We start from the raw sequence: 25,135 nt of genomic DNA on the forward strand, positions 1-25,135 counted from the left end.
GAACAACGCTTTAGCGTTGGCCCGCAGGGTGAGGCCTTTGGCCGAATAATCGAACCTGTTCGATGCAGAGTCCGTATCTCAGAAAGCAAAAAACCCGCCATAGGCGGGTTCTTCTAAAGATGGTGCCGGACTCGGACAACCGGCGTTTACGCCGTGTTGAACAACGCTTTAGCGTTGGCCCGCAGGGTGAGGCCTTTGGCCGAATAATCGAACCTGTTCGATGCAGAGTCCGTATCTCAGAAAGCAAAAAACCCGCCATAGGCGGGTTCTTCTAAAGATGGTGCCCGGACTCGGAATCGAACCAAGGACACGGGGATTTTCAATCCCCTGCTCTACCGACTGAGCTATCCGGGCAACGGGGCGCATTTAACCCTATTGGCCGGAAATCGTCAATCGCTTTCTATCACAAAGCCGATTGGTTGCTCTATTTTCACGCAATGGCCGGTGGGGCTGGCGGGCGACTGGAACCTGGTATAGCAATAAGTATGCAAAAAATCCGTCTATTTATACCGTTTTGATTTTTCTTGTTTTTATTTTTAATCCATAATTAACAGCAGGTTATGTATTATCCTTTCATGATTAAATCAGCATAATTGTTACTTGAACCTCATAAAAAAACATGCAATCATTGCGCAAATTTTAGCAAGCTACGTCCCCTAACGGCGTTGGTGCTCATTTAAGTCAGAGGGTTGCAGGCATGTCTGGTTTTGTTACTCAAGCGTCACTGCGCACCAGACATCAAATGATGCCGTCACTCCGCCGTTACCTTTCCCGAACGCAGTCCGTCAAAAACACCCAGCCTGCCATGCGGTAAGGCTATCTGATGCTCGCTGTTAGACATTATTAAAAATAGAGCTGTGGTTCTGCTTTTACTGATGTCTATCGGACGCTGCCGATACCAGTCCCCGATAGTTACCTGATAATCTTAGGAGAGTCAGCCGGTCACGTTTGCGCTTTATGCGCTAACGCCGGGCATCAATTTGCCGGGGTAACCTTTGTTATCTCATCACCGTGCCCCATGGCACACCCTCATCCTTAACCGTTTGAGAGTTAGCACAATGAAAGAATTGAAAATAGCCACCAGCGCCAGTTTGGTAGCCACCATTGAAACGCTGCGCCAAATCGTTCGCGTAGAGCAAACGGACTATACCGATGTGGCCGCGTTAGTGGTGTCGGTCGACGACGTTAACGCAGGTATCCTGGCGCAGCTCAAAGCGACCGGGTTCGAGATCCCGACCTTTGTGGCGGTGGCAGGGGACGAGCATCTTTCCCCGGACTACCTGCCCTTGATCAGTGGCGTTTTTGCACTGGAAGGGGCCAGCAAGGCGTTCTATATGGCGCAGCTGGAAGCCGCCGCCGATGCCTACGAGCAGGCGCTGCTGCCGCCGTTTTTCAAAACGCTGAAAACCTATGTGGAAATGGAAAACTCAACCTTTGCCTGCCCGGGCCACCAGGGTGGGGAGTTCTTCCGTAAGCATCCGGCCGGCAGGAAGTTTTTTGAGTTCTACGGTGAAACGCTTTTTCGTTCTGACATGTGCAACGCCGACGTTAAGCTGGGTGATTTGTTGATCCACGAAGGCTCGGCCAAGGATGCGCAAAAGCATGCGGCACGGGTATTCAACGCCGATAAAACCTATTTCGTGCTTAACGGCACCTCGGCCGCCAATAAAGTGGTGACCAACGCGTTGCTGACCCGTGGTGACCTGGTGTTATTTGATCGCAACAACCATAAGTCCAACCACCACGGTGCGCTGATCCAGGCCGGGGCGACCCCAGTGTATCTGGAAACCGCACGTAACCCGTTTGGTTTTATCGGCGGCATTGATTCGCGCTGTTTTGATGAGCGTTACCTGCGCGAACAAATCCGTGAAGTGGCACCGGAGAGAGCCGATGCGGCCCGTCCGTTCCGCCTGGCGATCATTCAGTTGGGTACTTACGACGGCACCATCTATAACGCCCGCCAGGTGATCGACACCATCGGCCACCTATGTGACTACATCCTGTTTGACTCGGCCTGGGTAGGTTACGAAGGTTTTATCCCGATGCTGAAAGAGTGCTCGCCGCTGTTGCTGGAACTGGATGAACTGGATCCGGGTATCTTTGTTACCCAGTCGGTACACAAGCAGCAGGCCGGTTTTTCGCAGACTTCGCAGATCCACAAGAAAGACGACCACATCAAGGGCCAGAAGCGCCACTGCAACCACAAGCACCTCAACAATGCTTTCATGCTGCATGCCTCGACCAGCCCGTTCTACCCGCTGTTTGCCGCGCTGGACGTTAACGCCAAGATGCATGCCGGGGCCGCCGGTCGCCGTATGTGGATGGACTGCGTGAAGCTGGGTATCGAGACGCGCAAACAACTGCTGGAACGCTGCTCGCAGCTCAGGCCGTTTGTTCCGCTGCAGGTGGCAGGGAAAAACTGGCAGGATTACGACACCGATCTGATCGCCAACGACGCGCGCTTCTTCGATTTTGTGCCGGAGGAGAAATGGCACGGCTTTGAAGGCTACGCGCAAGGCCAGTATCTGGTCGATCCGTGCAAACTGCTGCTGACCACCCCAGGTATAGACGCGGCCACCGGCCAGTACACCGAGTTTGGCGTGCCGGCCACCATTCTGGCCAACTTCCTGCGTGAGAACGGCATCGTGCCGGAGAAATGCGACCTCAACTCGATCCTGTTCCTGCTGACCCCGGCGGAAAACCCGGCCAAGATGGAACAGTTGGTGGAGATGCTGGTGCAGTTCGAACGTTATGTGGAAGAAGACGCGCCGCTTAGCGTGGTGCTGCCAACGGTGTATCGCAAGAATGAACAGCGTTATCGCGGCTATACCCTGCGCCAGCTTTGCCAGGAAATGCACGATCTGTACGTCAGCTTTGACGTCAAACAGCTGCAGAAAGAGATGTTCCGTCAGCGCCATTTCCCGCAGGTGATGATGAACCCACAGGACGCCAACGTGGAGTTTATTCGCGATAACGTCGAACTGGTGCCGATTGGTCAGGCGGAAGGGCGCATTGCGGCGGAAGGTGCATTGCCATATCCACCGGGCGTGCTGTGCGTGGTACCGGGAGAAGTGTGGGGCGGGGCGGTGCAGCGTTACTTCCTGGCGCTGGAGGACGGGATCAACCGGCTGCCGGGGTTCTCACCGGAGCTGCAGGGCGTGTATATCGAGAAAAAAGATCACGGCTGGAAGCGCATCTTCGGATATATGATCAAGTAATAGATTTGAGCGGCCCACAGGGGCCGCTTTTAAATCATCCCGACCCAGGATGACAAAGCTGTGTGGTGGCACTACCTTTTAGGTAAAAGCCACGGGGCCGGAATAAGATGATGAAAGAAGAGGGTAATATCGAGTGGGTTGGCCGAGAGAAAAGACGTTCAACGCTGCGGAATTTTAACTGGTTCTTATTGGTTAATGTGCTGCTGGCGTTCTATCTGCTGCTTCAGCGTGCTCAAACGTTCGGTGAGCGCTCTCTGAGTTCTCTGTTACGTGGTGCGCCGGCGATCTGCGGTGTGGTATTGCTGTCGGCCCTGTCTTTTGTCGCGATCCGTCAGTTGGCTGCCAGGGGGAAGTTGGCGTCCTGGCGTGGTGCGGTGGTTTGCACTGCGTTGCTGGCACTGTGCTGGTGCGGCGTTTTTCACCATCTGATTGTCAGCGACAGTATTAATCTGCTTTACCCGTTAACACTCGGCCTGCTGTTTTCTTCTCTGATCGCTTTTTATCTGTCCCCACGGCTGTTTTTCCTGTTCAGCATTCCGGTGCTGCTGGTGGCGATTGCCGAAAATATTTTTATCCACAGCGCTTTTTCGCTGGTGAACCTGATCTCCTATGCGCTGATGCTGTTTCTGATTTATTCGGCACAGAGCCGGCTGGAGCAATGGTTCCAACTGGCGATTGAGCGCGAGCAGGAAAACAAACGGCTGATTGAGCGCCTGAGCAAGCTGGCACACCGCGATCCGCTGACCGGCATCGCCAACCGGCGCTATTTCGACACCTACTTTGATGCGGTTCTGCTGCGGGAATCGACCCTGCAGGCGCCGTTTTCCCTGATCCTGCTAGACGTCGATTTTTTCAAAAAATACAACGACCATTATGGTCATCAGCAGGGGGATGAGTGCCTGATCCGCCTGGCGGCCTGTCTGGAGAGTGCTACCCGGCGTTCGCAGGATCTGGTAGCCCGCTATGGCGGTGAGGAATTTATTATCCTGCTGCCAAAATCCGAAGCGCGTGAAGCGGCACAGGTGGCGAGGAGGATAGAAGGGTTGCTCGCCGGTCTGGCGATGCCGCATGCGGATTCTGAAGTGGCGCAATGGGTGACGGTAAGTCAGGGGGTTGCGCAATGGCAACCGGGACAGAACCGTGAACAACTGCTGGCAGCTGCCGATCAGGCTCTGTATCGCGCCAAGGAACTGGGTCGTAATGGCTACAGCATTGCTTCGTGATGCTGGTGGTCAGGGCGACGGGAGAGATCGCCCTGACCAGGGGGATTAACGGCGTCGATAACTCTTCTGCGCGTTGTTCACCTTCACCAGATAGCGGCGCGATTCACCGGCCGGATGCTTGGTGGTCAACGTCTGGTAGACGTCGCCCGGCTGCATGCCGTTGATAATGCCGACCGCACGGGTTCGGTCACTGGAGAACACTCGCAGCACGCTGCCCGCCCCGCCGTTATAGGCGGTGATCACCGCGTAGCGACGTGAGGTTGGGTTCTGAATGCCCCCTAAATAGTTATTCTGCAAAATGGCCAGATAGGCGGTGCCGGTGTCGATATTGTTCTCGGGATCGAACAGGTAACTGCGGCTTGGTTTGCCCCATTTCCCGCGCATCTGGAACACGTCTTTACCGGCGGTGTGCTGTACTACCTGCATCAGGCCCAGCGCATCCGAACCACTCACCGCATACGGGTTAAAGCTCGATTCGGTCTGCATGATCGCCAGGATCAGCGACTCTTCCACCCCGTACTTCTCGGACGCCTTGCGGACCATCGGCAGGTATTTATGCGCACGCTTGTCCAGGTGGTTCGGCACCAATTGAATGGTGACCGAGTAAATCACGTGCAGGCCGGAGGTGCGCTTTTGCAGTTTGCTCTGCACCAGATAGTCGGCAAAGTGCGCCGCACGCCATTCCCAGCGGATCGGCGCGCCTTTGTTATCCAGCACCTGGCCGTACAGGAACGGCTCTTTACTGATCTGGATATCGTTGACGTCGGAATAGAGGTCGATAGAACCCGGATCGTCACCCATCAGCAAGGTGCTGATAATCGCCTGACGCAGGTGGGCGGCAGGATCGGTGGTGGCGATGGTTTCAATGGTGATGGCACCAGAATCAAAGTTGATATGGCTACGGGTTTGATACTGATCGGTGTATTTGACGTAATCTTTTGGCCCGGCGATCAGAACTTCGTTCAGACCCCAGATATTCTCGATGTTGTGGGCGAATTGGCCCATCAGGATCTCAAAGCCGTTGGTGTCTTTGACCAGGGCTTCGTTGACTTCGGTACTTTTTTTGCCGGAACAGGAAATCAGTAAAGGCGCTATTACTAGCAAAGCTAAAATTTTCTTCATCTTAAAGCCGTATACGAGAAGTATTGAAGAGGGCCAGCGCCTGGCCCCAACAGCGTTATTCGCTCGGTGGCGTATAGCCTTCGATGTGCACGTCGTGCCCTTCGAACAGGAACTTGATCATTTCCGCTTCCAGCAGTTTGCGGTCATCCACGTTCATCATGTTCAGTTTTTTCTCGTTGATCAGCATGGTTTGTTTTTTCATCCATTCTGCCCAGGCTTCCTTCGAGATCTCGTTATAGATGCGTTTGCCGACTTCCCCTGGATAAAGCTGGAAATCCTGTCCTTCAGCGTCGCGCTGCAGGAAGGTACAAAAAATGGTTCTGCTCATGCTAATTCCTCATATTTAGGCTATAAACCCTGCTGGCGTGGGGACTGTTTTGCCAACTGTTGCAACAGGCGGTCAACCGGCGCTGCCAGCCCGACAGATGGTGGCTGCGCTAAGTTATACCAGAGACCGACGCCCTCATCCATGCTGGTGCCTACCTCGTTCATTTCCAGCCAGACAGGCACGATATCCAGATGGAAATGACTGAAAGTATGACGAAATGCGGTCAACTGCTGTTGGCGATTGTTGTTCAGACCGCGTTGTTGCAACCAGAGTTCCATCTCTTCGCGCTCGCTAAACTGCGGGAAGCAGAATAATCCGCCCCACAAGCCGACGGCCGGCCGCTGTTCCAGCCAGGCTCGCTCGCCCTGTTGCAGTAATAAAAAGTAAGCGGTTTTTTCCGGCAGCGTCTGCTTGGGCTTTTTACCGGGGTATTTCGCCCAGCTGTGATGGGCGTAGGCGATGCAGCCGAGGCTGAGTGGACACAGCTCGCACTTGGGTTTGGAACGGGTGCAGACCATCGCCCCCAGATCCATCATCGCCTGATTGAACTGGCCGACGCCCTGTGCCGGGGTGACGTCTTCACTGATCTGCCACAGCCGGTTTTCGACGTCTTTCTTGCCTGGCCAGCCTTCGACCGCATAGCAGCGGGCCAACACGCGTTTCACGTTGCCGTCGAGGATGGGGTAATGCTGGCCGAGCGCCAATGACAGCACCGCACCCGCCGTTGAGCGGCCAATACCGGGCAGGGCGTGGATTTCTTCAAAGGTTGTCGGGAACTCGCCGCCGTGCTGTGCGACAATGGCCTGCGCCGCCTTGTGCAGGTTGCGGGCACGGGCGTAGTAGCCCAGGCCGGTCCACAGGTGCAGCACTTCGTCCAGCGGTGCTTCTGCCAGCGCACGCACGTTGGGAAAACGTGCCATAAAGCGCTGAAAATACGGGATCACGGTGGCAACCTGAGTTTGTTGCAACATGACCTCAGAGAGCCATACTTGATAGGCGGTCTTATCAAGCTGCCACGGCAGGGTTTTACGGCCATAACGCTGGTACCAGTCAAGCACCACCTGTGCGAACTGTTGTGCTTGCATCATAATAAGCAGCTTCGATATCCGGCAGAAAATGAAGCGCGATTGCAGCATAGAGTCATGATGCTGTAAACCGGAACTTTCCGACGTCGCACGGCAGGTACATTAGATGAACACTTGCTAAACCAATGTATCTTTGCATAATGCGCGTTTCCCTAAATAGCAGCCAAACAGACAGAAAGCACTATGATTAATGACGTCATCTCCCCAGAATTTGATGAGAACGGCCGTGCGATGCGCCGTATCCGCAGTTTTGTCCGCCGCCAGGGGCGGTTGACCAAAGGCCAGCAGCACGCGCTGGACAACTATTGGCCGGTGATGGGCGTGGAGTATCAGGCTGAACCTGTCGATATCACCGCACTGTTTGGGCGCGATGCGCCGACCGTGCTGGAGATCGGTTTTGGCATGGGTGCCTCGCTGGTGACCATGGCGGGCCATAACCCGCAGCAGAATTTCTTGGGGATTGAAGTACATTCGCCGGGCGTGGGTGCCTGTCTGGCCGATGCTACCGAAGCGGAACTGAGCAACCTGCGCGTGATGTGTCACGACGCGGTTGAGGTGTTAGAGAATATGATCCCGGACGGGTCGCTGGACATGGTGCAGCTGTTCTTCCCCGATCCGTGGCACAAAGCTCGCCACAATAAACGTCGCATCGTACAGACGCCGTTTGTTGAACTGGTGCAGCGCAAATTGAAAGTCGGCGGCGTATTCCATATGGCCACCGACTGGCAGCCTTACGCAGAACATATGTTAGAGGTTATGAACGGGATCTCAGGCTATCGTAATCTTTCCAGCGATAATGATTACGTGCCTCGTCCGGATTCACGCCCACTGACAAAATTTGAATTACGCGGCCAGCGTCTGGGACATGGCGTTTGGGATTTGATGTTTGAGAGGAAAGAATAATGGCTAAGAACCGCAGTCGTCGTTTACGTAAAAAGTTACACATTGAAGAGTTTCAGGAGCTGGGTTTCTCCGTAGCATGGCGTTTTGCCGAAGGCACCGCGGTTGAAGATATCGACAGCACGCTGGACGCTTTCATCGACGAAGTGATCGAGCCGAACGGTATGGCGTTTGACGGCAGTGGCTATCTGCAGTGGGAAGGTTTGATCTGCCTGCAGACTATCGGTCATTGCACCGATGAACAGCGCGAACTGGTCAAAAAATGGCTGGAAGCGCGTAAACTGACCGACGTTAAGGTTAGCGATCTGTTCGATATCTGGTGGGACTGATTTCCCCAGCCCGATCGGCGCGGCCCGGGGCCGCGCCAGCTTATTGATTTTAAGGTGCCTTAACGGCACCTTTATTTTGTCCGGAGTGTGACCGCGGTGGTAACGACATTGGATAACGCGTTGCTGGAAGACATTCTGCAACAGGTGCGCCCGCTGATTGGCCAGGGCAAGGTGGCGGACTATATACCGGCACTGGCGGAAGTGGCGGCCGATCGTCTGGCGATCGCTGTTTGCACCGTCGACGGCGAAATGTTCCAGGCCGGTAACGCCACCGAGCGCTTCTCTATTCAGTCGATCTCCAAGGTGCTGAGCCTGACGTTGGCGCTGACACGCTATCAGGAGCACGAGATCTGGCAGCGGGTCGGCAAGGAGCCTTCCGGTCTGCCATTCAACTCGTTGCTGCAGTTGGAAATGGAGCAGGGCAAACCGCGCAATCCGTTTATCAACCCCGGTGCGCTGGTGGTGTGTGACATGCTGCAAACCCGGCTCAGCGCTCCCAAGCAACGCATGCTGGAAGTGGTGCGCCAACTGGCCGGTGAAGAAGACCTGGCCTATGACTCGAGGGTTGCCCGTTCCGAGTTTGAACACTCCGATCGCAATGCGGCGATAGCCTATCTGATGAAGTCGTTCGGCAACTTTGAAAACGACGTGCTCACCGTGCTGCAAACCTATTTCCACTACTGCGCGTTGCGGATGAGCTGCCAGGAGCTGGCGCGTAGCTTTGTTTATCTGGCCAATCACGGGCGTGACCTGAGCGGACGTGAAGTGATCAGCCCGCTGCAGGCGCGCCAGATCAATGCGCTGATGATGACCAGTGGCATGTACGATGGCGCGGGGGAATTTGCCTACCGCGTAGGTATGCCGGGCAAGTCCGGTGTTGGCGGCGGTATTGTCGCTATCGTCCCCGATGAGCTGTCGATCGCCGTTTGGTCGCCGGAGCTGGATGCCTCCGGTAACTCACTGGCGGGAACTGCGGCGCTGGAACTGTTGTCTCAACGGATTAGCCGTTCGATTTTTTAATCCCACCACGGAAGGGAGTCAGGAGAAAATATGTTAAAGAAAACCGGGTTAGCCTTACTGCTGTTGACTGCTTCACAGGCCCATGCCGAGTATCAGTGCAGCGTTAAACCCCAGGACGACGTGATTATCAGCCCGCAGAACGTGCAGGTGACTGGAGCCAGCGGCAACCTGCAGATTTCAGCGGATGGCGATGTGACCCGCAACGGGCAGGCGTTGACCCTGACTGACAGCCAGCGGCAAAAGGCCTTCAGCTACCAGAATGCGCTGCGTAAAGAGCTGCCGTGGATCGACAACGGTGCACAGCAGCACCTGGAAAAAGCGCGCGTGGCGTTGGATAAGGTGATCGTCAAGGAATTAGGCAGCGACAGCAACGTGCGCAACCGCCTGACTACGCTCAATGGCCAGCTCAAACAGCAGATGAACCGCATCATCGAACACCGCAGCGACGGCCTGACCTTCCACCACAAGGCGATTGATCAGGTTGAGCAGGATGGCCGTAATCTGGTGCAGCAGAGCATGGGTGGCGTATTGCAGGACAGCCTGAATGAGATGGGCGTCAAGCAGGCGGCCAACAGCGGCGGCAATCCGTTGCAGGCGATCATGGGCAATCTGGGTGGCCTGCAGAAAGCGATTCAGAACGAATGGAACAACCAGGAGCAGGACTTCCAGAACTTTGGTCACGATGTCTGTAACCGCGTTACCGGCCTGGAAACTCAGCGCAAAGACCTGCTTAATGCTTTGAAGTAACACGGAATGATGTCTGGAAGTGTGTTTTTTGACCTTTTAACCACTATCTGACAGACTGGCTAAACTATAATCAATGGCCAAAAGGATTTTGCATTGATGCCAGTAATATTTCGTTATAAAGGCTATAAGTTCTTTTTTTATTCGAATGAAGGCGAGCCGTTAGAACCGGCTCATATTCATGTCAGAGATGCGGTGGCAGAAGCCAAATTCTGGCTAACGCCTGAAGTGCAGTTAGCCCGAAATGATGGGTTTAATATCAGAGTGTTAAAAGAGTTAACCGGAACCGTTGAAGTTCATAAGAGGTTATTTTTGGAGGCCTGGAATGAGTATTTCAGCTAAGAACGTAAGCTTTGATGAGACTACGATGTGGGTTGAATTGAGCGACGCCAGAATTATCGGTGTGCCACTCGCATGGTTCCCCCGGCTACTCAAAGCTACGGACGAAGAGCGTGCCCGTTATGAGCTGAGTGCCCGTGGTATCCATTGGGAGGCGTTGGATGAAGATATTTCCGTTGAAGGTTTGCTAAAGGGACGGGGTGATATCACCCATCGTCCCCATCATGCCGCCTGATTCATGGGTGTTTACGGAGAACGCTATGAGCCATACTCGCTACGAAACTGATGTTGTCGCCTGGGCAAATGAACAGGCTGCTCTTTTGCGCTCCGGAAAATTGTCTGAGATCGATGTTGAAAAGATCGCCGAGGAGATTGAGGACGTGGGGAAGAGCGAGCAAAGGGAACTTGCAAGCCGAATGATGGTGCTGATAGCACACCTGCTGAAATGGAAGTATCAGCCGGCGCGTCGTGGCACCAGCTGGGAAAGAACGATTAAGGCGCAGCGCAAAGAGGTGCTTTATAGCCTGAAAGAGTCGCCCAGTTTAAAAAGCAAACTCGGCGATGCAGACTGGCTGGATGTGGTTTGGTCCAAGGCGATAGCGCTGGCGACGACCGAAACCGGGTTGGACGTTTATCCGGAAAACGGGATTTGGGATATTCAGCAGGTGCTTTCCCACGAGTTCTATCCAGATTAAAACCAAAAAAAAGCGCTGATAATTCAGCGCTTTTTGCTATTCGTCTGCCAGAAACAGCTCCAGCAGCGAGTTAAGGAACAGTTTGCCTTTCTCGGTGATCTGCCAATATTCCGGCGTTTCTTCCAGATAGCCTTTCGCCAGTGCTTCGGCCAGCTGTGCACGGATAGTGCTTTCATCCAGCCCGGTGTAGTTGACGAACTCGTCACGTGGCGCCGCCTCCAGCAGGCGGAAGCGGTTCATAAAGAACTCGAACGGCCGATCCGCCGCCGTCACCTCATGCTGCTTGTCCATATACTTGCCTTGCATAAAACCGCGCGGATGCTTGGTTTTCGCGGTGCGCAGAATGCGGCCGTCGCTGAATGTCAGTTTGCCGTGTGCGCCACAGCCAATCCCCAGATAGTCGCCAAAGCGCCAGTAGTTGAGGTTGTGTTGGCACTGGTAACCCGGCTTGGCATAGGCCGAGGTTTCATATTGCTGGTAGCCGGCAGCGCTCAGTAACTCATGGCCCCGTTCGAAAATATCCCACAGCGCGTCGTCGTCCGGCAGGACCGGCGGACGTGAACTGAACAGGGTATTGGGTTCGATGGTCAGCTGATACCACGACAGGTGCGGCGGATTAAGGGCAATCGCCTGGCGCAAATCGTCCAGCGCCTCTTCCAGCGACTGGTCTGGCAGGCCATGCATCAGATCGAGGTTAAAACTACGCAGGCCAAGACCGGTGGCCAGGTGCGCTGCACGTTTGGCCTCTTCCGGGCCGTGTATACGCCCCAGGCGAGTTAACTTCTCGGCGCTGAAGCTCTGCACTCCGATAGAGATGCGGTTCACTCCGGCGCGCTGGTAGCCGCTGAAGCGATCGGCCTCCACGGTGCCGGGGTTGGCCTCCATGGTGATCTCGGCACCGTCAACCACGTGGATGCGTGCCCGCACGCCGTCCAGCAGCGATTGCATCGCCTCGGCACTCAGCAGGCTGGGGGTGCCGCCGCCGATAAAAATAGTACTGATTTCACGGCCGGCTACCAGCGGCAGATCGGCATCCAGATCCGCCAGCAGGTGATCGACATATTCCTGATGCGGGACTTCGCCCTTCAACGCATGCGAGTTGAAGTCGCAGTACGGGCATTTCTGCACGCACCACGGGATATGAATGTACAAACTTAATGGCGGCAACTTAAGCATTGCGCATCGCTTCCAGCATCAGTTTCAGTGCTTTACCACGGTGCGACACTGAGCGTTTCTCATCGCGACTCAGCTCGGCAGCGGTGCGGCCCAGTTCCGGGACGTAGAAGATTGGATCGTAACCGAAACCGCCTTCACCTGCCGCGGCGTGGGTGATTTCACCGGCCCAACTGCCGTGGAACACCAGTGGCGTTGGGTCTTCTGCGTGGCGCATATACACCAGCACGCAGTGGAATTGCGCACCGCGACTGCCCTGCGGCACGTCTTTCAGTGCCACTAGCAGTTTGTCGAGGTTTTGCTGGTCGGAGGCGTCAACGCCTGCGTAACGCGCAGAATAGATGCCCGGTGCGCCGCCCAATGCGTCTACCGCCAGGCCCGAGTCGTCGGCAATCGCCGGCAGGCCGGTGATTTGCGCCGCGTGACGGGCTTTCAGGATGGCGTTTTCAATAAACGTCAGGCCGGTTTCCTCAGCGGACTCAACGCCCAGCTCGGTTTGTGCGACCACATTCAGCCCGAAATCGGCCAGCAGGTCGGCGAGTTCGCGCACTTTGCCCGGGTTACCGGTGGCAAGAACGACTTTTTGCATGATGACTACCTTGAAATTTATTCGATTAGCGCCGCGACCACTGCGGGGATCTGTTGCGGATTAACGATGCGTAACTGTTTATGCCGCCCCAGTTCGCCTTTCTCTATGGTGACGTTGCTTTTCGCCACTTTGAACTGCTTGGCGAGAAATTTGATCAGATGAGCGTTGGCCTGGCCGTCTACCGGCGGGGCGGTAATGGCGACTTTAAGTTCGTCGCCATGCAAACCGACAATCTGGTCGCGGCTGGCTTTCGGCTGAATATATAGCCTGATCGCCAGCCCGTCCAGCACCGGGGTCACTGCACTCACAACAGGAACCAGATCTCACCGAACAGATCCATACCCAGGTAGTTGATCAGATACAGGATCAGGATCACCACCATCGCTGAAAAATCAATGCCGCCCATTGCCGGCAAGATACGGCGGATCGGGGACATCAAAGGTTCGGTCAGTTGATACATCAACTGATCAATCGGGCTGCGGCCCTGGCTGATCCAGCTCATCAGCGCGCGGATAATCATCACCCAGAAGATCAGGTAACCGGCCGACTTCACCAGTGAGATCAACCCAAACAACAGATTATACGGACTGAGTGACATAGCACCGCCCTGAATCAGCAGCAGCAGCGGATACTTGATGGTCATCAGCAGGAACGCCAGCAGCAGTGATGCGCTGTCGATCGGCCCGAGGGACGGAATGACACGGCGCAGCGGGCCGATCACCGGTTGGGTGATCTTCACGATAAACTGTGCGAATGGGTTGTAAAAGTCAGCGCGCGTCCACTGCATCCAGATGCGCAGCAGCAGTACCATGACGTACAGATCAACAACGGTTTTGACCAAAAAAGTCAGCGTTAGCATGTAGTAGCCCTTCTCCTTAACTCTCGATTATTTAAAATGATTTTTCCATTTCCTGCGCACGGGAAACTGCCGCCTGCATGGCTTTGGCCACGGTTGCCGGCAGCTGTTGTTCGTTGAAGACCCGCAGCGCTTCGGCGGTGGTGCCGCCTTTAGAGGTCACTTGCTCACGCAGGGTCGACAATGGCGTATCCGGGTTGGCTTCCACCAGCGCGGCAGCGCCGGAGGCCGCTTGCTGCACCAGATTACGGGCGGTCTGGCTGTCGAAGCCCATACGTTCGGCTTCTTGCTGCATGGCTTCCATAAACAGGAAGAAATAAGCCGGTGCGCTACCGGCAGCGGCGATGACGCCGTTAATGCCGTTTTCGTCATCCACCCAGCACACCTTGCCGACTGACGCCATCAAATCGCTGCTGTAGTCGCGCTCCTGTTGGCTGACCTGTTGCGGTGCATACAGGCCGCTCATGCCTTTACCTACCAGTGAGGGGGTATTGGGCATGATGCGCACGATGTTCAGGTTGTCGCCCAGCAGTTGGTAAAAACGGCTGACCTGGATACCGGCGGCGATCGACAAAACCAGCTTGCCGCTGAAATCGACCCGTTCGCGCAATGGCTGACAGACATCGGCCATCATCTGCGGTTTTACCGCCAGCACCACGACATCGGCCGCTTGAGCACAGGCCAGATTGTCACTGCTGCTGACAATGCCGTAGTCCGCCGCCAGTGCATCACGGTTTTTAGCCGAAGGTGCACAGACGCTAATGGATTTAGCCGGATAACCGCCCGCCACCAGGCCGGCGATGATAGCGCGTGCCATGTTACCGGCACCAATAAAGGTAATCTTACGATGCTGCATCAAAATCCCTCGTTAATGTGTCAGGCCTGTGAATAATCACGGGCGCCAAAAATGGCGGTGCCGATGCGCACCATGGTGCTGCCTGCGGCAATCGCTGCCGTCATGTCGTCGGTCATGCCCATCGACAGCGTGTCCACCTGTGGGTATTGCTGTTGCAGGGCCAGGAAGGCGTCACGCATCTGACCGAATACCGCCAACTGGCTCTGGTAATCTTCTTGCGGTGCTGGAATGGCCATCAGCCCGCGCAGCCTGACGTTTGGCAGCGCGGCAACCGCCTCTGCCAGCGCCGGCAATTCAGCCAGTACAATGCCAGATTTACTCTGCTCATCGCTGATATTTATTTGGATCAGAACGTTAAGCGGTGGCATCTCTGCCGGGCGCTGGTCGCTCAAACGCAGGGCAATGCGCAGCCGATCAACGGTGTGGCACCAGGCGAAGTTCTCTGCCACCAGTCGGCTCTTGTTGGATTGCAAAGGGCCGATAAAGTGCCAATCCAATGTTGCGCCTTCCGGCAGCGCGGCGAAATGCTGAACCTTATCCACGCCTTCCTGAACATAGTTCTCGCCGAAGGCGCGCTGGCCCGCTGCGATGGCTTCTGCGATCGCAGCCACAGGTTTGGTTTTGCTTACGGCAAGCAGCGTAACTTCTTCTGGAGCGCGATCGCAGCCTTGAGCGGCCGCGGCAATGCGGTTTCTGACATCCTGCAGATTCTGTTGGATAGTGCTCATTATTGACCCAGGAGATTGATATGGATATCGATGAATTCGTGGCCCTTAGTGTAAAGCATAATGCTTCCGATCTGCACCTTTGTACCGGACATCGGCCGATGTTGCGCATTGATGGTGAACTGCAGCCGCTGGCAGGGGCCGAAATCCTGACCGCAGCGAGAATGCAGTTGCTGTGCAACGCCCTGCTGCAACCGTTGCAGCGGCAGCAGTTACAGCAGTTGGGGCAGCTGGATCTGGCGCTTTCACTGGCGGGTGAGATCCGCCTGCGTGCCAATTTCTTTCTGCAAAGCCTGGGAGTCTCGATTGCCTTGCGGCTGATTGCCGGCCACTGTCCAACCTTGGCCGCGTTGGCCGCGCCAGACATTATTCCGGCTCTGGTTCGGCGCGAAGATGGCCTGATCCTGGTGACCGGTGCGACTGGCAGCGGAAAATCCACCACGCTGGCGGCGATGATTGACGATATCAATCAGCACCAGCGTCGCCATATCCTAACGCTGGAAGATCCGATCGAATTTATCCACTGCAGCCGGCAGTGTTTGATCCAGCAACGCGAACTGGGTCGCGACAGCCATAGCTTTGACGATGCGCTGCGGGCTGCACTGCGTGAGGATCCGGATGTGATCCTGTTGGGGGAGCTGCGCGATACCACCACGATCCGTCTGGCACTGACCGCGGCGGAAACCGGCCATCTGGTGCTGGCCACATTGCATACCCGCAGTGCGCCGCAGGCGGTGGATCGGCTGGTGGATGTTTTTCCGGCGGAAGAAAAACCTTACGTGCGTGCCCAATTGGCCGGCAGCTTACAGGCAGTGATTGCACAAAAATTGTTGAGTCGGTCCGGCGGTGGCAGGGTGGCAATTTTTGAGGTACTGACGGCAACGGCGGCGGTCAGCAGCATGATCCGTGAGGGCAAAACCCATCAGTTGCCTAACGTGCTGCAAACCGGCGGGCAGTCCGGTATGCAGACCTTTGAACAGGGCCTGCAGCAGCGGATCAGCGCCGGCTTACTTGGTGGAGGGCAAGACCCTCAGAATAGGGATTAACCCAACTGCCGCTCAAACCAGCTTTCCAGAATAACCACCGCCGAGGCGGAGTCCACGCTGCCCTTGTCCAACGCGCGGAACCCGCCACGGTCGAACAAATTAGCGCGGGCTTCGACGGTACTCAGGCGTTCATCATGCAGTGCGATCTGGACGCCAAAGCGGCCGTGCAGGCGGTTGGCGAACTTGCGAGCTTGCTCGGTCACCAACTGTTCGGTGCCGTCCATGTTCAGCGGCAGCCCGACCACCACCAGATCCGGCTGCCATTCTTTCAGCAGTTTCTCGATCTTTTGCCAGTCCGGTGAACCGTCCTGTGCTTTGAAGGCCGCCAGCGCGCGGGCGCTGCCCGTGAGTTCCTGCCCGATGGCGGCACCAATGCTTTTGGTACCGAAGTCGAAGGCGATAATGGTGCGGTTAGTCATCAGGCATGTCCTGCGTGGTTAGCAATGCTGCAGATGTCGATACCCAGACGGTTGGCAGCCGCGCGCCAGCGGTTGGCGATCGGCGTATGGAACAGAATGTCGGTGTCGGCTTCAATGGTCAGCCAGGCGTTTTCCAGCACTTCCTGTTCCAACTGGCCTTTTTCCCAACCGGCATAGCCGAGCGCGACCAGCACGTCATCCGGTTGCTCCGGAGTGCCCAGCGTTTCCAGCACGTCTTTCGAGGTGGTGATCATGGTATCCGGCGAGATCTGAATGCTGGAGCCAAAGCCTTTGCGCGGCGTATGCAGAATAAAACCGCGATCGTCCGCCAGCGGGCCGCCGGCAAATACCGGTTTGTCCAGGCTGATAGCCGGATCGCGCGCCTGCGCTATGATCTTCAGTTTGCTCAACACTGTTTCCACCGTGAACTGTTCCACCGGTTTATTGATCACCAGGCCCATGGCGCCGTCTTCATTGTGCTCGCAGACATAAATCACCGAGCGTTTGAAGCGAGGATCCTGAAGTGATGGCATAGCGATAAGAAAATGGTGCTGTAAATTCATGGTGTTATTTTAGACAGTTGATGGGTGATAAGTTAAACAGCCGCCAGTATGCGGCCATCCCCGCCGCCTTTCAAGTTGCGGCGTTGTTAGCTGCACTCGCAAAGCCTAAGCCGATAGCGCCAGTCCGGGAAGCCAGGATTGCGGGCGACATCGCCGCCCGCACTGCGGATTACTTCGCTGCCAGACGCTTTTCGATCGCGTCCATCAGCATGCCGGTGATCGACACCGGGAAGGCCGCTTCGATTTCGCGCGCGCAGGTTGGGCTGGTGACGTTGATTTCGGTCAGTCGATCGCCAATCACGTCCAGGCCAACAAAGATCAGCCCTTTTTCTTTCAGCGTCGGGGCTACCGCACGTGCAATTTTCCAGTCGCTTTCGCTCAGCGGACGCGCTTCACCCCGGCCACCGGCCGCCAGGTTACCGCGGGTTTCGCCCTGCGCCGGAATACGTGCCAGGCAGTAAGGCACCGGCTCACCGTCCACCACCAGAATGCGTTTATCGCCTTCCTTGATCGCCGGAATGAAGTTCTGCGCCATGCAGAAACGGCTGCCGTGTTCGGTCAGGGTTTCGATAATCACCGACAGATTCGGGTCATCCTGTTTCACGCGGAAGATTGACGCGCCGCCCATGCCGTCCAGCGGCTTGAGGATGATGTCGCCATGCTGCTGGTGGAATTTGCGGATGTGCGCTGCGCTGCGGCTGACCAAAGTGTCCGGCGTCAGTTCCGGGAACCAGGCGGTGAACAGCTTTTCGTTGCAGTCACGCAGGCTCTGCGGCTTGTTGACCACCAGCGTGCCCTTGACCTCTGCGCGCTCGAGAATATAGGTCGCGTAGATGTATTCGGTATCGAACGGCGGATCTTTACGCATCAGGATCACGTCCAGATCCTGCAGCGCCAGATCCTGCTCGCTACCAAAGCTGAACCAGCTCTCTTTATCTTCTTTCACGCTCAGCAGGCGGGTGCGGGCGCGGCCGTCACCGGCGTGCAGATAGAGATCGTCCATCTCCATATAGTGCAGTTCCCAGCCACGGCGCTGCGCTTCGAGCAGCATGGCGAAGCTGGTGTCTTTCTTGATATTGATGGAGGCGATAGGGTCCATCACGATGCCGAGCTTAATCATCTTTTCTCCTTTAACCCAGATCGCCGAAACGTACCTGCAAAGCGGTAATCGCGGTGAGCGCTGTGGTTTCTGTACGCAGAACGCGTGGCCCAAGCAGGATATCAGTAAATCCGTGGCCTGTGGTCATCGCAATTTCGCCTGTTGATAAACCGCCTTCCGGCCCGATCAGCAGGCGGACATGTTCCACCGGCAGCGGCAGGGTATTGATGCTGTGGCTGGCGCGCGGGTGCAGGTTGAGCTTCAGGCTGCCATCCTGCTCGGCACACCAGGCTTCCAGTTGCATTGCCTCGCGGATTTCCGGGATGCGGTTACGGCCACACTGTTCGCAGGCGGCGATGGCTATCTTCTGCCACTGCTGAATTTTTTTCGCCAGGCGTTCGCCGTCCAACTTTACGCCGCAGCGCTCGGAAAACAGCGGGGTGATGACGTTAACCCCCAGTTCGATGGATTTCTGAATGGTGAATTCCATCTTTTCACCGCGAGAAATCACCTGGCCCAGATGCAGATTGAGCGGTGATTCACGGTCTTCCCGTTGCCCGGCGCTGAGCTGCACCTGCACGCTTTTCTTGTCGACATGGGTGATCTCGGCGTCGAACACCTGATTGCTGCCGTCGAATAACTGCAGTGCCTGCCCGGTGTTCATGCGCAGTACACGCCCGATATGGTTGGCGGCGTCTTCGCTTAAGAAGATTTCCGCATTGTCGATCAACGGCTGCGGGTGATAAATACGGGGTATACGCATGTGAATATTCGATCCTGACTTAAGGGTGTAGGCGGCTTGAAAGGCGACGGGTATATAGTAGGTTAGCCCTTTCGTTGCTGGCAAGCCTGTTGAATATAGGGATTATGGTTGCCCTGTACCTTAGCGATGCGTGCTTCGCGCAGGCATTCCCACTGGTTGACCGGATACTGGCGGTTCCACACCTCGAAAAGCTGGGTCTGCTGGCGTGAAAGCCGCAGTTGGTAGCGGTCGCGCATATAGAAGTAGGTGCGGGCGATCGCACCACGGGCGCGGACCGGCGGTTCGGCCTGCTTATTTTTGAAGTCCACTTTCATCGGGCACTGGCCATACTGGCCCTCGCCGCCTTTCCACTGGCTGTACATAAAGTTATTACGATCGCCATTCACTTCACCTATCGCCGGCTGCAGGTTGTGCAAATCGGTTTCGATTTGGCGGTAGCCGGCATCTTTATTGCAGTTTTTGCGGCCGCCCTGTTGCCAGCACTGCAATTGGTGGCCGAACTGCCAGGCCGGAACCACGTGTTCCCATTCGATACGTTGCGCGCGTTGGGCATTTTTACGCGCCTGATAGCCACAACTGTTCAGATTGGGAATGCCTTTCTTGCCCTGCCAGTCGATCCGGCAGCCGCAGTAGAAGGAGCCAGGCGCGTCCTGATTGATTTTGGCCGCTGCCGCCTTGGCCTGAGAAAAGTTATTGATGCCGTACGCCTGTGCGGCACCGGCAGAGAGAACCACCAAAAATAAAATTTTGCGAAGCATATTCCAAAACAGCTCAAAATTGGAAAAGCAGGCAGGGTAGCGGAAGTTGACAGTCGTAGCAAACGACGATATTGGCTTGTTTTAACGTATAAATCGTTTCGCTAAATGGGCTCACCGGCAAAAAATTTCAGCTTGTCGCCACACTGGCGGCAGCGATATTCACTTTCTCCGCGCATCACCCGATTATGGCGGCGCACTGTGAGCTGGTGCTGTTGGCAACTGCAGCGGTAGGGGTAGGTTTTGCTCTGCACCGAGGCAATCTCAAACTGGTGGGTACGGCTGGCGGGCACCTGCAATACGCTTTCCATCATCCAGCGCCATTCGCGGCCGTGCGGCGGTACGCGGCCAAACTGACGGAATACCAGCAGGTGCGCCAGTTCATGCGGCACCACCTCATCGATAAACGACTGTTGGTTTTCCATCAGCAGAACCGGATTCAGTCGGATTTCCCAGGCTTGTAGCCAGGCGGTGCCCGCGCTGGTGCCACGTTGCTGGTAAACGACTTTGGGCTCGGGGAACTCGACGGAAAAGTGCTGACGGGCCAGCTGCAGTTTATCTCGCAGACAGCGCATCGCCGCCTGTTGCAGCGCAATGGGGATTCTTACTTTGTTCATTGCGGCTAGCTTAAGCAATGGCGAACCGGCTGGCAATAAGACGCAAAACTAATTTGCTGACAACCGACAGACAGGTTTTTCACCGCATTGATAACCCGATCGATGCTGATGGATTGTAATCATTGTGTTAACTGCGGGATAATAAAGGGTACATGCTGAGTCTGTACCTGTAGGGGACGAATATATTCGTCCCGATTAACACGGGCGCAGTATACAGCGTCCCTACAAACCAGCAGGGTATTATGCGATTTAGCGCAATAACCGACTGATTAAAAATACGTAAGGTGTGGGGAGTTTTCTGACGCGGCCTGCCCCGAGCTGGCTGAGTAAGTGTGAATTTAACGCAGCTGATGTTGCAAGTGAGAGATCAATGTCGAATAAACCGTTCCATTATCAAGATCCGTTCCCGCTGAAGAAAGATGACACCGAATACTATCTGTTGAGCCGCGATCACGTTTCCGTGAGCGAGTTTGAAGGCCAGGAAGTGCTGAAAGTGGCCCCCGAAGCGTTAACCCTCCTTGCTCAGCACGCGTTCCATGATGCCTCATTCATGCTGCGTCCGGCACACCAGCAGCAGGTGGCCGATATCCTCAAGGATCCGGACGCCAGCGAAAACGACAAGTACGTTGCGCTGCAATTTTTACGTAACTCAGAAATCGCCGCCAAGGGTATTTTACCGACCTGCCAGGATACCGGCACCGCCATCATCGTCGGCAAAAAGGGCCAGCGCGTCTGGACCGGTGGCGGTGACGAAGCGGCATTGTCTCGTGGGGTGTACAACACCTTTATTGAAGACAACCTGCGCTATTCGCAAAACGCCGCGCTGGATATGTACAACGAGGTCAACACCGGCAGCAACTTGCCTGCCCAGATCGATCTCTACAGCGTCGACGGTGAAGAATACAAATTCCTGTGCATCGCCAAAGGCGGTGGTTCAGCCAATAAAACCTATCTCTACCAGGAAACCAAAGCGTTGCTGTCACCGGGCAAGCTAAAGGATTATCTGGTCGAGAAAATGCGCACGCTGGGTACCGCAGCCTGTCCGCCTTACCACGTGGCGTTTGTTATCGGCGGGACCTCGGCCGAAGCGACGTTGAAAACCGTCAAGCTGGCCTCGACCAAGTACTACGATGGCCTGCCAACCGAAGGTAACGAACACGGCCAGGCATTCCGCGACGTGGTGCTGGAAGAAGAATTACTGAAAGAAGCGCAGAATCTGGGGCTGGGCGCGCAGTTTGGCGGCAAATACTTTGCGCACGACATCCGCGTGGTGCGCCTGCCGCGCCATGGCGCATCCTGTCCGGTGGGCATGGGGGTTTCCTGTTCCGCTGACCGTAACATCAAGGGCAAGATTAACCGTGACGGTATCTGGCTGGAAAAGCTGGAGCACAATCCGGGCAAGTTTATTCCGCAGGAACTGCGTCAGGCTGGGGAAGGCGAGGCCGTCAAGATTGACCTCAACCGCCCAATGGCCGAGATCCTCAAGCAGCTGTCACAATTCCCGGTGTCCACCCGCCTGTCGCTGAGCGGTACTATCATTGTGGGGCGTGACATTGCGCATGCCAAGCTGAAAGAGCGTCTGGACAACGGTGAAGGTCTGCCGCAGTACGTCAAGGATCACCCGATTTATTACGCCGGTCCGGCCAAAACGCCGGACGGTTACGCTTCGGGTTCACTGGGGCCAACCACCGCCGGGCGTATGGACTCTTACGTTGATCTGCTGCAGTCCCACGGCGGCAGCATGATCATGCTGGCCAAGGGTAACCGCAGCCAGCAGGTGACTGACGCCTGCCACAAACACGGTGGCTTCTACCTCGGTAGCATTGGCGGCCCGGCAGCGGTGCTGGCGCAGCAGAGCATCAAGAGCCTGACCTGCGTCGAATACCCTGAACTGGGAATGGAAGCGATCTGGAAAATTGAAGTGGAAGATTTCCCAGCGTTTATTCTGGTGGATGATAAAGGCAATGACTTCTTCCAGAAGATCCAGGCCGGCCAGTGTTCTCGCTGCGTGAAGTAACTCTCGCAAAGACTTGTCGCCCGTTATCGGGCGGCAAGTTCCCACCTTGATCAGACCCAGTGTAAAGTCCTGTAGCCCGCTGGACGCCGCGTTTTAACCTGTATACCCTACGTGCGGAGCAGTAACACACGTATAAAGGCATATTTGGCACAGAAGGCTCGGCAAATACATGGAAACGCAGGAAAATCATATCAGGGAATTGCTGGTCTGGATTGAAGACAACCTGACCAACCCGCTATCATTGGATATCGTTTCTGCCAAATCAGGCTACTCGAAATGGTATCTGCAACGAATGTTCAAAACGCAGACCGGCCTGTCGCTGGCTTCCTATATTCGGGCCCGCCGCTTGTATCTCGCCGCTTTTGCCCTGCGCTTTACGCAAAAAACCATTCTTGATATTTCCATTGAATATCAGTTTGATAACCAACAAACCTTTTCCCGTTGCTTCAAGAAGCACTTTGCCGAATCCCCCAGCGTTTATCGCCACGCCCGCAAGCAGGACTTCAGCCATCTGGTTCGTTCGTTATCGGCTAACCAACCCGGCGATATTCAGGTCGACTGTATCAAAGTAGGCGAAGGGCAGTACGCGATTAAAGGGAAAAGTTATGCTTACCACCTCGATATTGCCGATCTGGATAAGTCGCATCTGCACATTCGCAGCAAAATCAGAGAGAGATTCTATCATTCGGTGGCCAGCCGACCGGCGTTGACCTATTCGCTTACCCAATTTATACCAGATGGGGAGCAGGTCAGGGTGGAGTATGCCCTCGGCGTGGCGGCGGATTGCCCGGTCAGTGATGATGCCGGTCTTGAGCTATGGCAGGAAATTCACGGCGATTTTTGCCGCTTTTGTTACTCTGGCAAACCGGTGGCCTTACACGACCATGTGATACAGATTTACACCCAGGCATTACCGGAATTGGGCCTGGCCCGCAGACAAGGGCCAGACCTGACGATGTTCAACTATTCGCTGAACGAACGGGAGGAGTTGCATCTTGAGCTCCAGCATCTGGTGCCTGTAACTCCCCTTGGTTGACCGATCGAGCGGCGGTAGTGCGGTTTTTCTGCTGCACGATATCCGCCATCACCGCCAACGCGATCTCCGCCGGGGTTTTACTGCCGAGCGGCAGGCCTATCGGGGCATGAATACGTTCCAGCTCTTGCGGGCTGAATTCGGCAATCTGTTGCAGACGCTGGCGCCGCCGTGCGCTGTTGCGCAATGACCCCATGGCACCAATGTAAAATGCCGGGGTGTGGATCGCCTCCATCAGTGTCAGATCGTCCATGCGCGGATCGTGGGTCAGCGCCACAATCGCAGTATTGGCGTGGCAGCCGCCGTCTTCAATAAACTTGGCCGGGAACTGACGCAGCAGTGTCACGTTGGATCGGAGCTGCGGGGCGAAATTATCCAGCGCCTCTGGTCGGTTTTCACACACCAACACTTCAAATCCCAATGAACTGGCGAAATCGGCGCAGTACAGCGCCACGCTGGACAACCCGGCGATCAGCAGACGTGGTGCCGCGGCAATATGCAGAGTGACTTGCGGGCCACGGCGCTCCACCTGGGTAGCGCTGGCGAAGTCGGTCAACGTCAGGCTGGAACAGGCATCGGGCAGGGTCAGGCGTTTGACCAGCGCATGGTGTCCGTTCAACGCACCGGCAATTTGGGTCAGATAGGCAATGCTGTCATCACCGGTTGGCAGGAATTCAATCAGCACCTCGAGCACGCCGCCGCAGGGCAGCGCCACGTTCGGTTCCAGGCCTCCTTCACCGTAACGGATCACCTGGCTGGCCGCCTGATACTCTCCGGCCGCCACGCGCCGCAGAAAATCTTCTTCTACACAGCCGCCCGACAACGAACCGCAATAATGCCCATCCTGGGTGGCTACCAGCAGTGCCCCTGGCGATCGCGGCGAAGAGCCATAGGTGTTCAGTACGGTGCACAGCCACACAGGTTGTTGCTTCAGCCAGCTTATCGCCTGGTTGACCACGGTGATATCGAGATGTTGCATGGGTGATTTACTCGCTGGCCGGTAGCTGTGACGGAAGATCAATATCCTGCACCACTGTAGGTTGATCAAGAGAAAGCAGGTACATCGACTGCCCTTTAAGCAGTTCACGTGCGCCATTATCACCACGCAATTGGCCAAGTTGTTTGCGCAAAAGGGCGGAAAATCCAACCGGATGGCCCGGCTGCTGCAGGAAACTGGGACGGACGATGGCGTGTTGCGATAAGGCGGCAGCCACCTGCTGGAAAACGCCCGGCGTGACGAAGGGCATATCCGCTAAATGTATCAACCAGCCTTGCCAGTGCGGCGTAGCCTTAACCCCGGCGGCGATGGAGTCCCCCAGACCCGCACTGGCCAACAGCGTGACCGGCACCTGATAGACGGCGCAAACCTGTTGCACCTGAAGGTTATCCGGCCGGGTGACGACCCATACCGGCAGGCCCGAAGCCAACGCCTGACGCAGCGTATGTTCAAACAGCGAGCGTTGTCGGCCGGACTGATCCGCAAACTCGGCATTCAATTTATTGCCTTCGCCACCGGCCTGAGAGAAGCGTTCCCCACGTCCGGCGGCGGCGATCACTATGCCCGCCGTCATCTTACCCGCCCGAATTTGCGCAACTTATTATTACCTTACTAAAAATATGT

Annotated in this window: 29 protein-coding genes and 1 tRNA gene; 12 read left to right on the forward strand and 18 right to left on the reverse strand. The window is 55.8% G+C overall.

From position 1 onward, the window contains the following. Positions 1 to 278: 278 nt before the first annotated feature. Positions 279 to 354 (reverse strand) — tRNA-Phe (locus F8R23_RS22620). A gap of 704 nt (positions 355 to 1,058) precedes the next feature. On the opposite strand from F8R23_RS22620, the gene speF reads away from it, so the two are divergent. Together speF and F8R23_RS22630 are read left to right on the forward strand one after the other, a co-directional pair. Then, the gene (speF, locus tag F8R23_RS22625) at positions 1,059 to 3,218 is read left to right on the forward strand and encodes an ornithine decarboxylase SpeF (protein ID WP_151416048.1); all 2,160 of its coding nucleotides are present in this window, start codon (positions 1,059 to 1,061) and stop codon (positions 3,216 to 3,218) included. 107 nt (positions 3,219 to 3,325) lie between these two features. Beyond that, positions 3,326 to 4,441: a GGDEF domain-containing protein gene (locus F8R23_RS22630; RefSeq protein ID WP_129936125.1), complete on the forward strand. Its 1,116-nt coding sequence runs from the start codon at positions 3,326 to 3,328 to the stop codon at positions 4,439 to 4,441. Between the two features lie 45 nt (positions 4,442 to 4,486). Here F8R23_RS22630 and mltC read toward each other — a convergent pair whose 3' ends face one another. Genes mltC through mutY form a run of 3 tightly spaced genes read right to left on the reverse strand, consistent with a single transcriptional unit; the run spans position 4,487 to position 7,027 of the window. Further along, positions 4,487 to 5,563 (reverse strand): membrane-bound lytic murein transglycosylase MltC, encoded by a 1,077-nt coding sequence (gene mltC / locus F8R23_RS22635; protein ID WP_112347383.1) that lies wholly within the window; start codon positions 5,561 to 5,563, stop codon positions 4,487 to 4,489. A 55-nt stretch (positions 5,564 to 5,618) separates the two neighbouring features. Continuing rightward, the gene (locus tag F8R23_RS22640) at positions 5,619 to 5,891 is read right to left on the reverse strand and encodes an oxidative damage protection protein (protein ID WP_020828614.1); all 273 of its coding nucleotides are present in this window, start codon (positions 5,889 to 5,891) and stop codon (positions 5,619 to 5,621) included. Positions 5,892 to 5,911: 20 nt separating this feature from the next. Next, a complete protein-coding gene (mutY, locus tag F8R23_RS22645) occupies positions 5,912 to 7,027 on the reverse strand; it encodes an A/G-specific adenine glycosylase (protein ID WP_151416049.1) in 1,116 nt (371 codons plus the stop codon). A 132-nt stretch (positions 7,028 to 7,159) separates the two neighbouring features. Here mutY and trmB point away from each other — a divergent pair, with 132 nt between their 5' ends. The 7 genes from trmB (at position 7,160) to F8R23_RS22680 (ending at position 11,003) form a co-directional block, all read left to right on the forward strand. After that, a complete protein-coding gene (gene trmB, locus F8R23_RS22650) occupies positions 7,160 to 7,879 on the forward strand; it encodes a tRNA (guanosine(46)-N7)-methyltransferase TrmB (protein WP_085118934.1) in 720 nt (239 codons plus the stop codon). Then, positions 7,879 to 8,205 carry a YggL family protein gene (locus F8R23_RS22655; protein ID WP_020828611.1) on the forward strand — a complete coding sequence of 109 codons (327 nt, stop codon included), beginning with the start codon at positions 7,879 to 7,881 and terminating at the stop codon, positions 8,203 to 8,205. Before trmB ends, F8R23_RS22655 begins: the two co-directional genes overlap by 1 nt. A 96-nt stretch (positions 8,206 to 8,301) precedes the next feature. Then, positions 8,302 to 9,225 (forward strand): glutaminase B, encoded by a 924-nt coding sequence (gene glsB, locus F8R23_RS22660; protein ID WP_129938822.1) that lies wholly within the window; start codon positions 8,302 to 8,304, stop codon positions 9,223 to 9,225. A 30-nt stretch (positions 9,226 to 9,255) separates the two neighbouring features. Beyond that, positions 9,256 to 9,972: a YggN family protein gene (locus tag F8R23_RS22665; protein ID WP_129936128.1), complete on the forward strand. Its 717-nt coding sequence runs from the start codon at positions 9,256 to 9,258 to the stop codon at positions 9,970 to 9,972. Positions 9,973 to 10,068: 96 nt separating this feature from the next. Next, a complete protein-coding gene (locus tag F8R23_RS22670; protein WP_041418711.1) occupies positions 10,069 to 10,311 on the forward strand; it encodes a DUF4160 domain-containing protein in 243 nt (80 codons plus the stop codon). Further along, positions 10,295 to 10,543: a DUF2442 domain-containing protein gene (locus tag F8R23_RS22675; protein ID WP_012146739.1), complete on the forward strand. Its 249-nt coding sequence runs from the start codon at positions 10,295 to 10,297 to the stop codon at positions 10,541 to 10,543. The genes F8R23_RS22670 and F8R23_RS22675 overlap by 17 nt, the downstream gene beginning before the upstream one ends. A gap of 25 nt (positions 10,544 to 10,568) precedes the next feature. Continuing rightward, complete coding sequence (locus F8R23_RS22680; protein ID WP_129936129.1) at positions 10,569 to 11,003, forward strand: DUF29 domain-containing protein; 435 nt, start codon at positions 10,569 to 10,571, stop codon at positions 11,001 to 11,003. A gap of 36 nt (positions 11,004 to 11,039) precedes the next feature. On the opposite strand, the gene hemW is transcribed toward F8R23_RS22680, so the two are convergent. The 6 genes from hemW to F8R23_RS22710 are packed head-to-tail and all read right to left on the reverse strand — an operon-like array spanning position 11,040 to position 15,205. Next, a complete protein-coding gene (hemW, locus tag F8R23_RS22685; protein WP_129936130.1) occupies positions 11,040 to 12,179 on the reverse strand; it encodes a radical SAM family heme chaperone HemW in 1,140 nt (379 codons plus the stop codon). Continuing rightward, positions 12,172 to 12,765, reverse strand: a complete 594-nt coding sequence (locus F8R23_RS22690) for an XTP/dITP diphosphatase (protein ID WP_129936131.1) — start codon at positions 12,763 to 12,765, stop codon at positions 12,172 to 12,174. Before F8R23_RS22690 ends, hemW begins: the two co-directional genes overlap by 8 nt. Positions 12,766 to 12,782: 17 nt before the next feature. Continuing rightward, entirely contained in the window at positions 12,783 to 13,073 is a 291-nt protein-coding gene (gene yggU, locus F8R23_RS22695) for a DUF167 family protein YggU (RefSeq protein ID WP_020828604.1), read from the reverse strand. Then, the gene (locus F8R23_RS22700) at positions 13,070 to 13,624 is read right to left on the reverse strand and encodes a YggT family protein (protein WP_085118923.1); all 555 of its coding nucleotides are present in this window, start codon (positions 13,622 to 13,624) and stop codon (positions 13,070 to 13,072) included. Before F8R23_RS22700 ends, yggU begins: the two co-directional genes overlap by 4 nt. A gap of 31 nt (positions 13,625 to 13,655) precedes the next feature. After that, positions 13,656 to 14,477 carry a pyrroline-5-carboxylate reductase gene (gene proC / locus F8R23_RS22705; RefSeq protein ID WP_151416050.1) on the reverse strand — a complete coding sequence of 274 codons (822 nt, stop codon included), beginning with the start codon at positions 14,475 to 14,477 and terminating at the stop codon, positions 13,656 to 13,658. A 20-nt stretch (positions 14,478 to 14,497) separates the two neighbouring features. Continuing rightward, entirely contained in the window at positions 14,498 to 15,205 is a 708-nt protein-coding gene (locus tag F8R23_RS22710; RefSeq protein ID WP_129936133.1) for a YggS family pyridoxal phosphate-dependent enzyme, read from the reverse strand. Between the two features lie 20 nt (positions 15,206 to 15,225). Between F8R23_RS22710 and F8R23_RS22715 the strand changes: the two genes are divergently transcribed. Beyond that, positions 15,226 to 16,248, forward strand: a complete 1,023-nt coding sequence (locus tag F8R23_RS22715; protein ID WP_151416051.1) for a type IV pilus twitching motility protein PilT — start codon at positions 15,226 to 15,228, stop codon at positions 16,246 to 16,248. On the opposite strand, the gene ruvX is transcribed toward F8R23_RS22715, so the two are convergent. The 6 genes from ruvX to F8R23_RS22745 all read right to left on the reverse strand — a co-directional run bounded on the left by ruvX (position 16,245) and on the right by F8R23_RS22745 (position 20,464). Next, positions 16,245 to 16,667, reverse strand: a complete 423-nt coding sequence (ruvX, locus tag F8R23_RS22720; protein WP_012146730.1) for a Holliday junction resolvase RuvX — start codon at positions 16,665 to 16,667, stop codon at positions 16,245 to 16,247. The genes F8R23_RS22715 and ruvX overlap by 4 nt on opposite strands. Then, positions 16,667 to 17,230, reverse strand: a complete 564-nt coding sequence (locus F8R23_RS22725) for a YqgE/AlgH family protein (protein WP_099063374.1) — start codon at positions 17,228 to 17,230, stop codon at positions 16,667 to 16,669. The genes ruvX and F8R23_RS22725 overlap by 1 nt, the downstream gene beginning before the upstream one ends. Positions 17,231 to 17,399: 169 nt before the next feature. Next, positions 17,400 to 18,350 carry a glutathione synthase gene (gene gshB / locus F8R23_RS22730; protein ID WP_112347374.1) on the reverse strand — a complete coding sequence of 317 codons (951 nt, stop codon included), beginning with the start codon at positions 18,348 to 18,350 and terminating at the stop codon, positions 17,400 to 17,402. Between the two features lie 10 nt (positions 18,351 to 18,360). Further along, on the reverse strand, positions 18,361 to 19,092 hold the full coding sequence (gene rsmE, locus F8R23_RS22735; RefSeq protein WP_129936135.1) for a 16S rRNA (uracil(1498)-N(3))-methyltransferase: 732 nt from the start codon (positions 19,090 to 19,092) through the stop codon (positions 18,361 to 18,363). Between the two features lie 62 nt (positions 19,093 to 19,154). Continuing rightward, a complete protein-coding gene (gene endA / locus F8R23_RS22740) occupies positions 19,155 to 19,850 on the reverse strand; it encodes a deoxyribonuclease I (RefSeq protein ID WP_151416052.1) in 696 nt (231 codons plus the stop codon). 101 nt (positions 19,851 to 19,951) lie between these two features. Next, on the reverse strand, positions 19,952 to 20,464 hold the full coding sequence (locus tag F8R23_RS22745; RefSeq protein WP_112347372.1) for a SprT family zinc-dependent metalloprotease: 513 nt from the start codon (positions 20,462 to 20,464) through the stop codon (positions 19,952 to 19,954). A gap of 370 nt (positions 20,465 to 20,834) precedes the next feature. Here F8R23_RS22745 and fumA point away from each other — a divergent pair, with 370 nt between their 5' ends. After that, positions 20,835 to 22,481, forward strand: a complete 1,647-nt coding sequence (gene fumA / locus F8R23_RS22750; protein ID WP_099063379.1) for a class I fumarate hydratase FumA — start codon at positions 20,835 to 20,837, stop codon at positions 22,479 to 22,481. Between the two features lie 169 nt (positions 22,482 to 22,650). Next, entirely contained in the window at positions 22,651 to 23,517 is an 867-nt protein-coding gene (locus tag F8R23_RS22755; protein ID WP_129936137.1) for a helix-turn-helix domain-containing protein, read from the forward strand. Here the strand turns inward: F8R23_RS22755 and F8R23_RS22760 are convergent. Both F8R23_RS22760 and F8R23_RS22765 read right to left on the reverse strand, forming a co-directional pair. Continuing rightward, on the reverse strand, positions 23,441 to 24,493 hold the full coding sequence (locus F8R23_RS22760) for an XdhC family protein (protein ID WP_112347369.1): 1,053 nt from the start codon (positions 24,491 to 24,493) through the stop codon (positions 23,441 to 23,443). The two genes, F8R23_RS22755 and F8R23_RS22760, sit on opposite strands and share 77 nt — an antisense overlap. 7 nt (positions 24,494 to 24,500) lie before the next feature. Further along, entirely contained in the window at positions 24,501 to 25,085 is a 585-nt protein-coding gene (locus F8R23_RS22765; RefSeq protein WP_129936138.1) for a nucleotidyltransferase family protein, read from the reverse strand. Positions 25,086 to 25,135: the final 50 nt, after the last annotated feature.

The sequence above is a fragment of the Serratia proteamaculans genome (assembly GCF_008830365.1).
Classification (GTDB): domain Bacteria; phylum Pseudomonadota; class Gammaproteobacteria; order Enterobacterales; family Enterobacteriaceae; genus Serratia; species Serratia proteamaculans.

Bases quoted from the DNA above. Each gene is read 5' to 3' on its own strand.
- speF (WP_151416048.1), top strand. From the start codon at position 1,059: ATGAAAGAATTGAAAATAGCCACCAGCGCCAGTTTGGTAGCCACCATT.
- F8R23_RS22630 (WP_129936125.1), top strand. From the start codon at position 3,326: ATGATGAAAGAAGAGGGTAATATCGAGTGGGTTGGCCGAGAGAAAAGA.
- mltC (WP_112347383.1), bottom strand. From the start codon at position 5,563: ATGAAGAAAATTTTAGCTTTGCTAGTAATAGCGCCTTTACTGATTTCC.
- F8R23_RS22640 (WP_020828614.1), bottom strand. From the start codon at position 5,891: ATGAGCAGAACCATTTTTTGTACCTTCCTGCAGCGCGACGCTGAAGGA.
- mutY (WP_151416049.1), bottom strand. From the start codon at position 7,027: ATGCTGCAATCGCGCTTCATTTTCTGCCGGATATCGAAGCTGCTTATT.
- trmB (WP_085118934.1), top strand. From the start codon at position 7,160: ATGATTAATGACGTCATCTCCCCAGAATTTGATGAGAACGGCCGTGCG.
- F8R23_RS22655 (WP_020828611.1), top strand. From the start codon at position 7,879: ATGGCTAAGAACCGCAGTCGTCGTTTACGTAAAAAGTTACACATTGAA.
- F8R23_RS22665 (WP_129936128.1), top strand. From the start codon at position 9,256: ATGTTAAAGAAAACCGGGTTAGCCTTACTGCTGTTGACTGCTTCACAG.
- F8R23_RS22670 (WP_041418711.1), top strand. From the start codon at position 10,069: ATGCCAGTAATATTTCGTTATAAAGGCTATAAGTTCTTTTTTTATTCG.
- F8R23_RS22675 (WP_012146739.1), top strand. From the start codon at position 10,295: ATGAGTATTTCAGCTAAGAACGTAAGCTTTGATGAGACTACGATGTGG.
- F8R23_RS22680 (WP_129936129.1), top strand. From the start codon at position 10,569: ATGAGCCATACTCGCTACGAAACTGATGTTGTCGCCTGGGCAAATGAA.
- hemW (WP_129936130.1), bottom strand. From the start codon at position 12,179: ATGCTTAAGTTGCCGCCATTAAGTTTGTACATTCATATCCCGTGGTGC.
- F8R23_RS22690 (WP_129936131.1), bottom strand. From the start codon at position 12,765: ATGCAAAAAGTCGTTCTTGCCACCGGTAACCCGGGCAAAGTGCGCGAA.
- F8R23_RS22700 (WP_085118923.1), bottom strand. From the start codon at position 13,624: ATGCTAACGCTGACTTTTTTGGTCAAAACCGTTGTTGATCTGTACGTC.
- proC (WP_151416050.1), bottom strand. From the start codon at position 14,477: ATGCAGCATCGTAAGATTACCTTTATTGGTGCCGGTAACATGGCACGC.
- F8R23_RS22710 (WP_129936133.1), bottom strand. From the start codon at position 15,205: ATGAGCACTATCCAACAGAATCTGCAGGATGTCAGAAACCGCATTGCC.
- F8R23_RS22715 (WP_151416051.1), top strand. From the start codon at position 15,226: ATGGATATCGATGAATTCGTGGCCCTTAGTGTAAAGCATAATGCTTCC.
- ruvX (WP_012146730.1), bottom strand. From the start codon at position 16,667: ATGACTAACCGCACCATTATCGCCTTCGACTTCGGTACCAAAAGCATT.
- F8R23_RS22725 (WP_099063374.1), bottom strand. From the start codon at position 17,230: ATGAATTTACAGCACCATTTTCTTATCGCTATGCCATCACTTCAGGAT.
- gshB (WP_112347374.1), bottom strand. From the start codon at position 18,350: ATGATTAAGCTCGGCATCGTGATGGACCCTATCGCCTCCATCAATATC.
- rsmE (WP_129936135.1), bottom strand. From the start codon at position 19,092: ATGCGTATACCCCGTATTTATCACCCGCAGCCGTTGATCGACAATGCG.
- endA (WP_151416052.1), bottom strand. From the start codon at position 19,850: ATGCTTCGCAAAATTTTATTTTTGGTGGTTCTCTCTGCCGGTGCCGCA.
- F8R23_RS22745 (WP_112347372.1), bottom strand. From the start codon at position 20,464: ATGAACAAAGTAAGAATCCCCATTGCGCTGCAACAGGCGGCGATGCGC.
- fumA (WP_099063379.1), top strand. From the start codon at position 20,835: ATGTCGAATAAACCGTTCCATTATCAAGATCCGTTCCCGCTGAAGAAA.
- F8R23_RS22755 (WP_129936137.1), top strand. From the start codon at position 22,651: ATGGAAACGCAGGAAAATCATATCAGGGAATTGCTGGTCTGGATTGAA.
- F8R23_RS22760 (WP_112347369.1), bottom strand. From the start codon at position 24,493: ATGCAACATCTCGATATCACCGTGGTCAACCAGGCGATAAGCTGGCTG.
- F8R23_RS22765 (WP_129936138.1), bottom strand. From the start codon at position 25,085: ATGACGGCGGGCATAGTGATCGCCGCCGCCGGACGTGGGGAACGCTTC.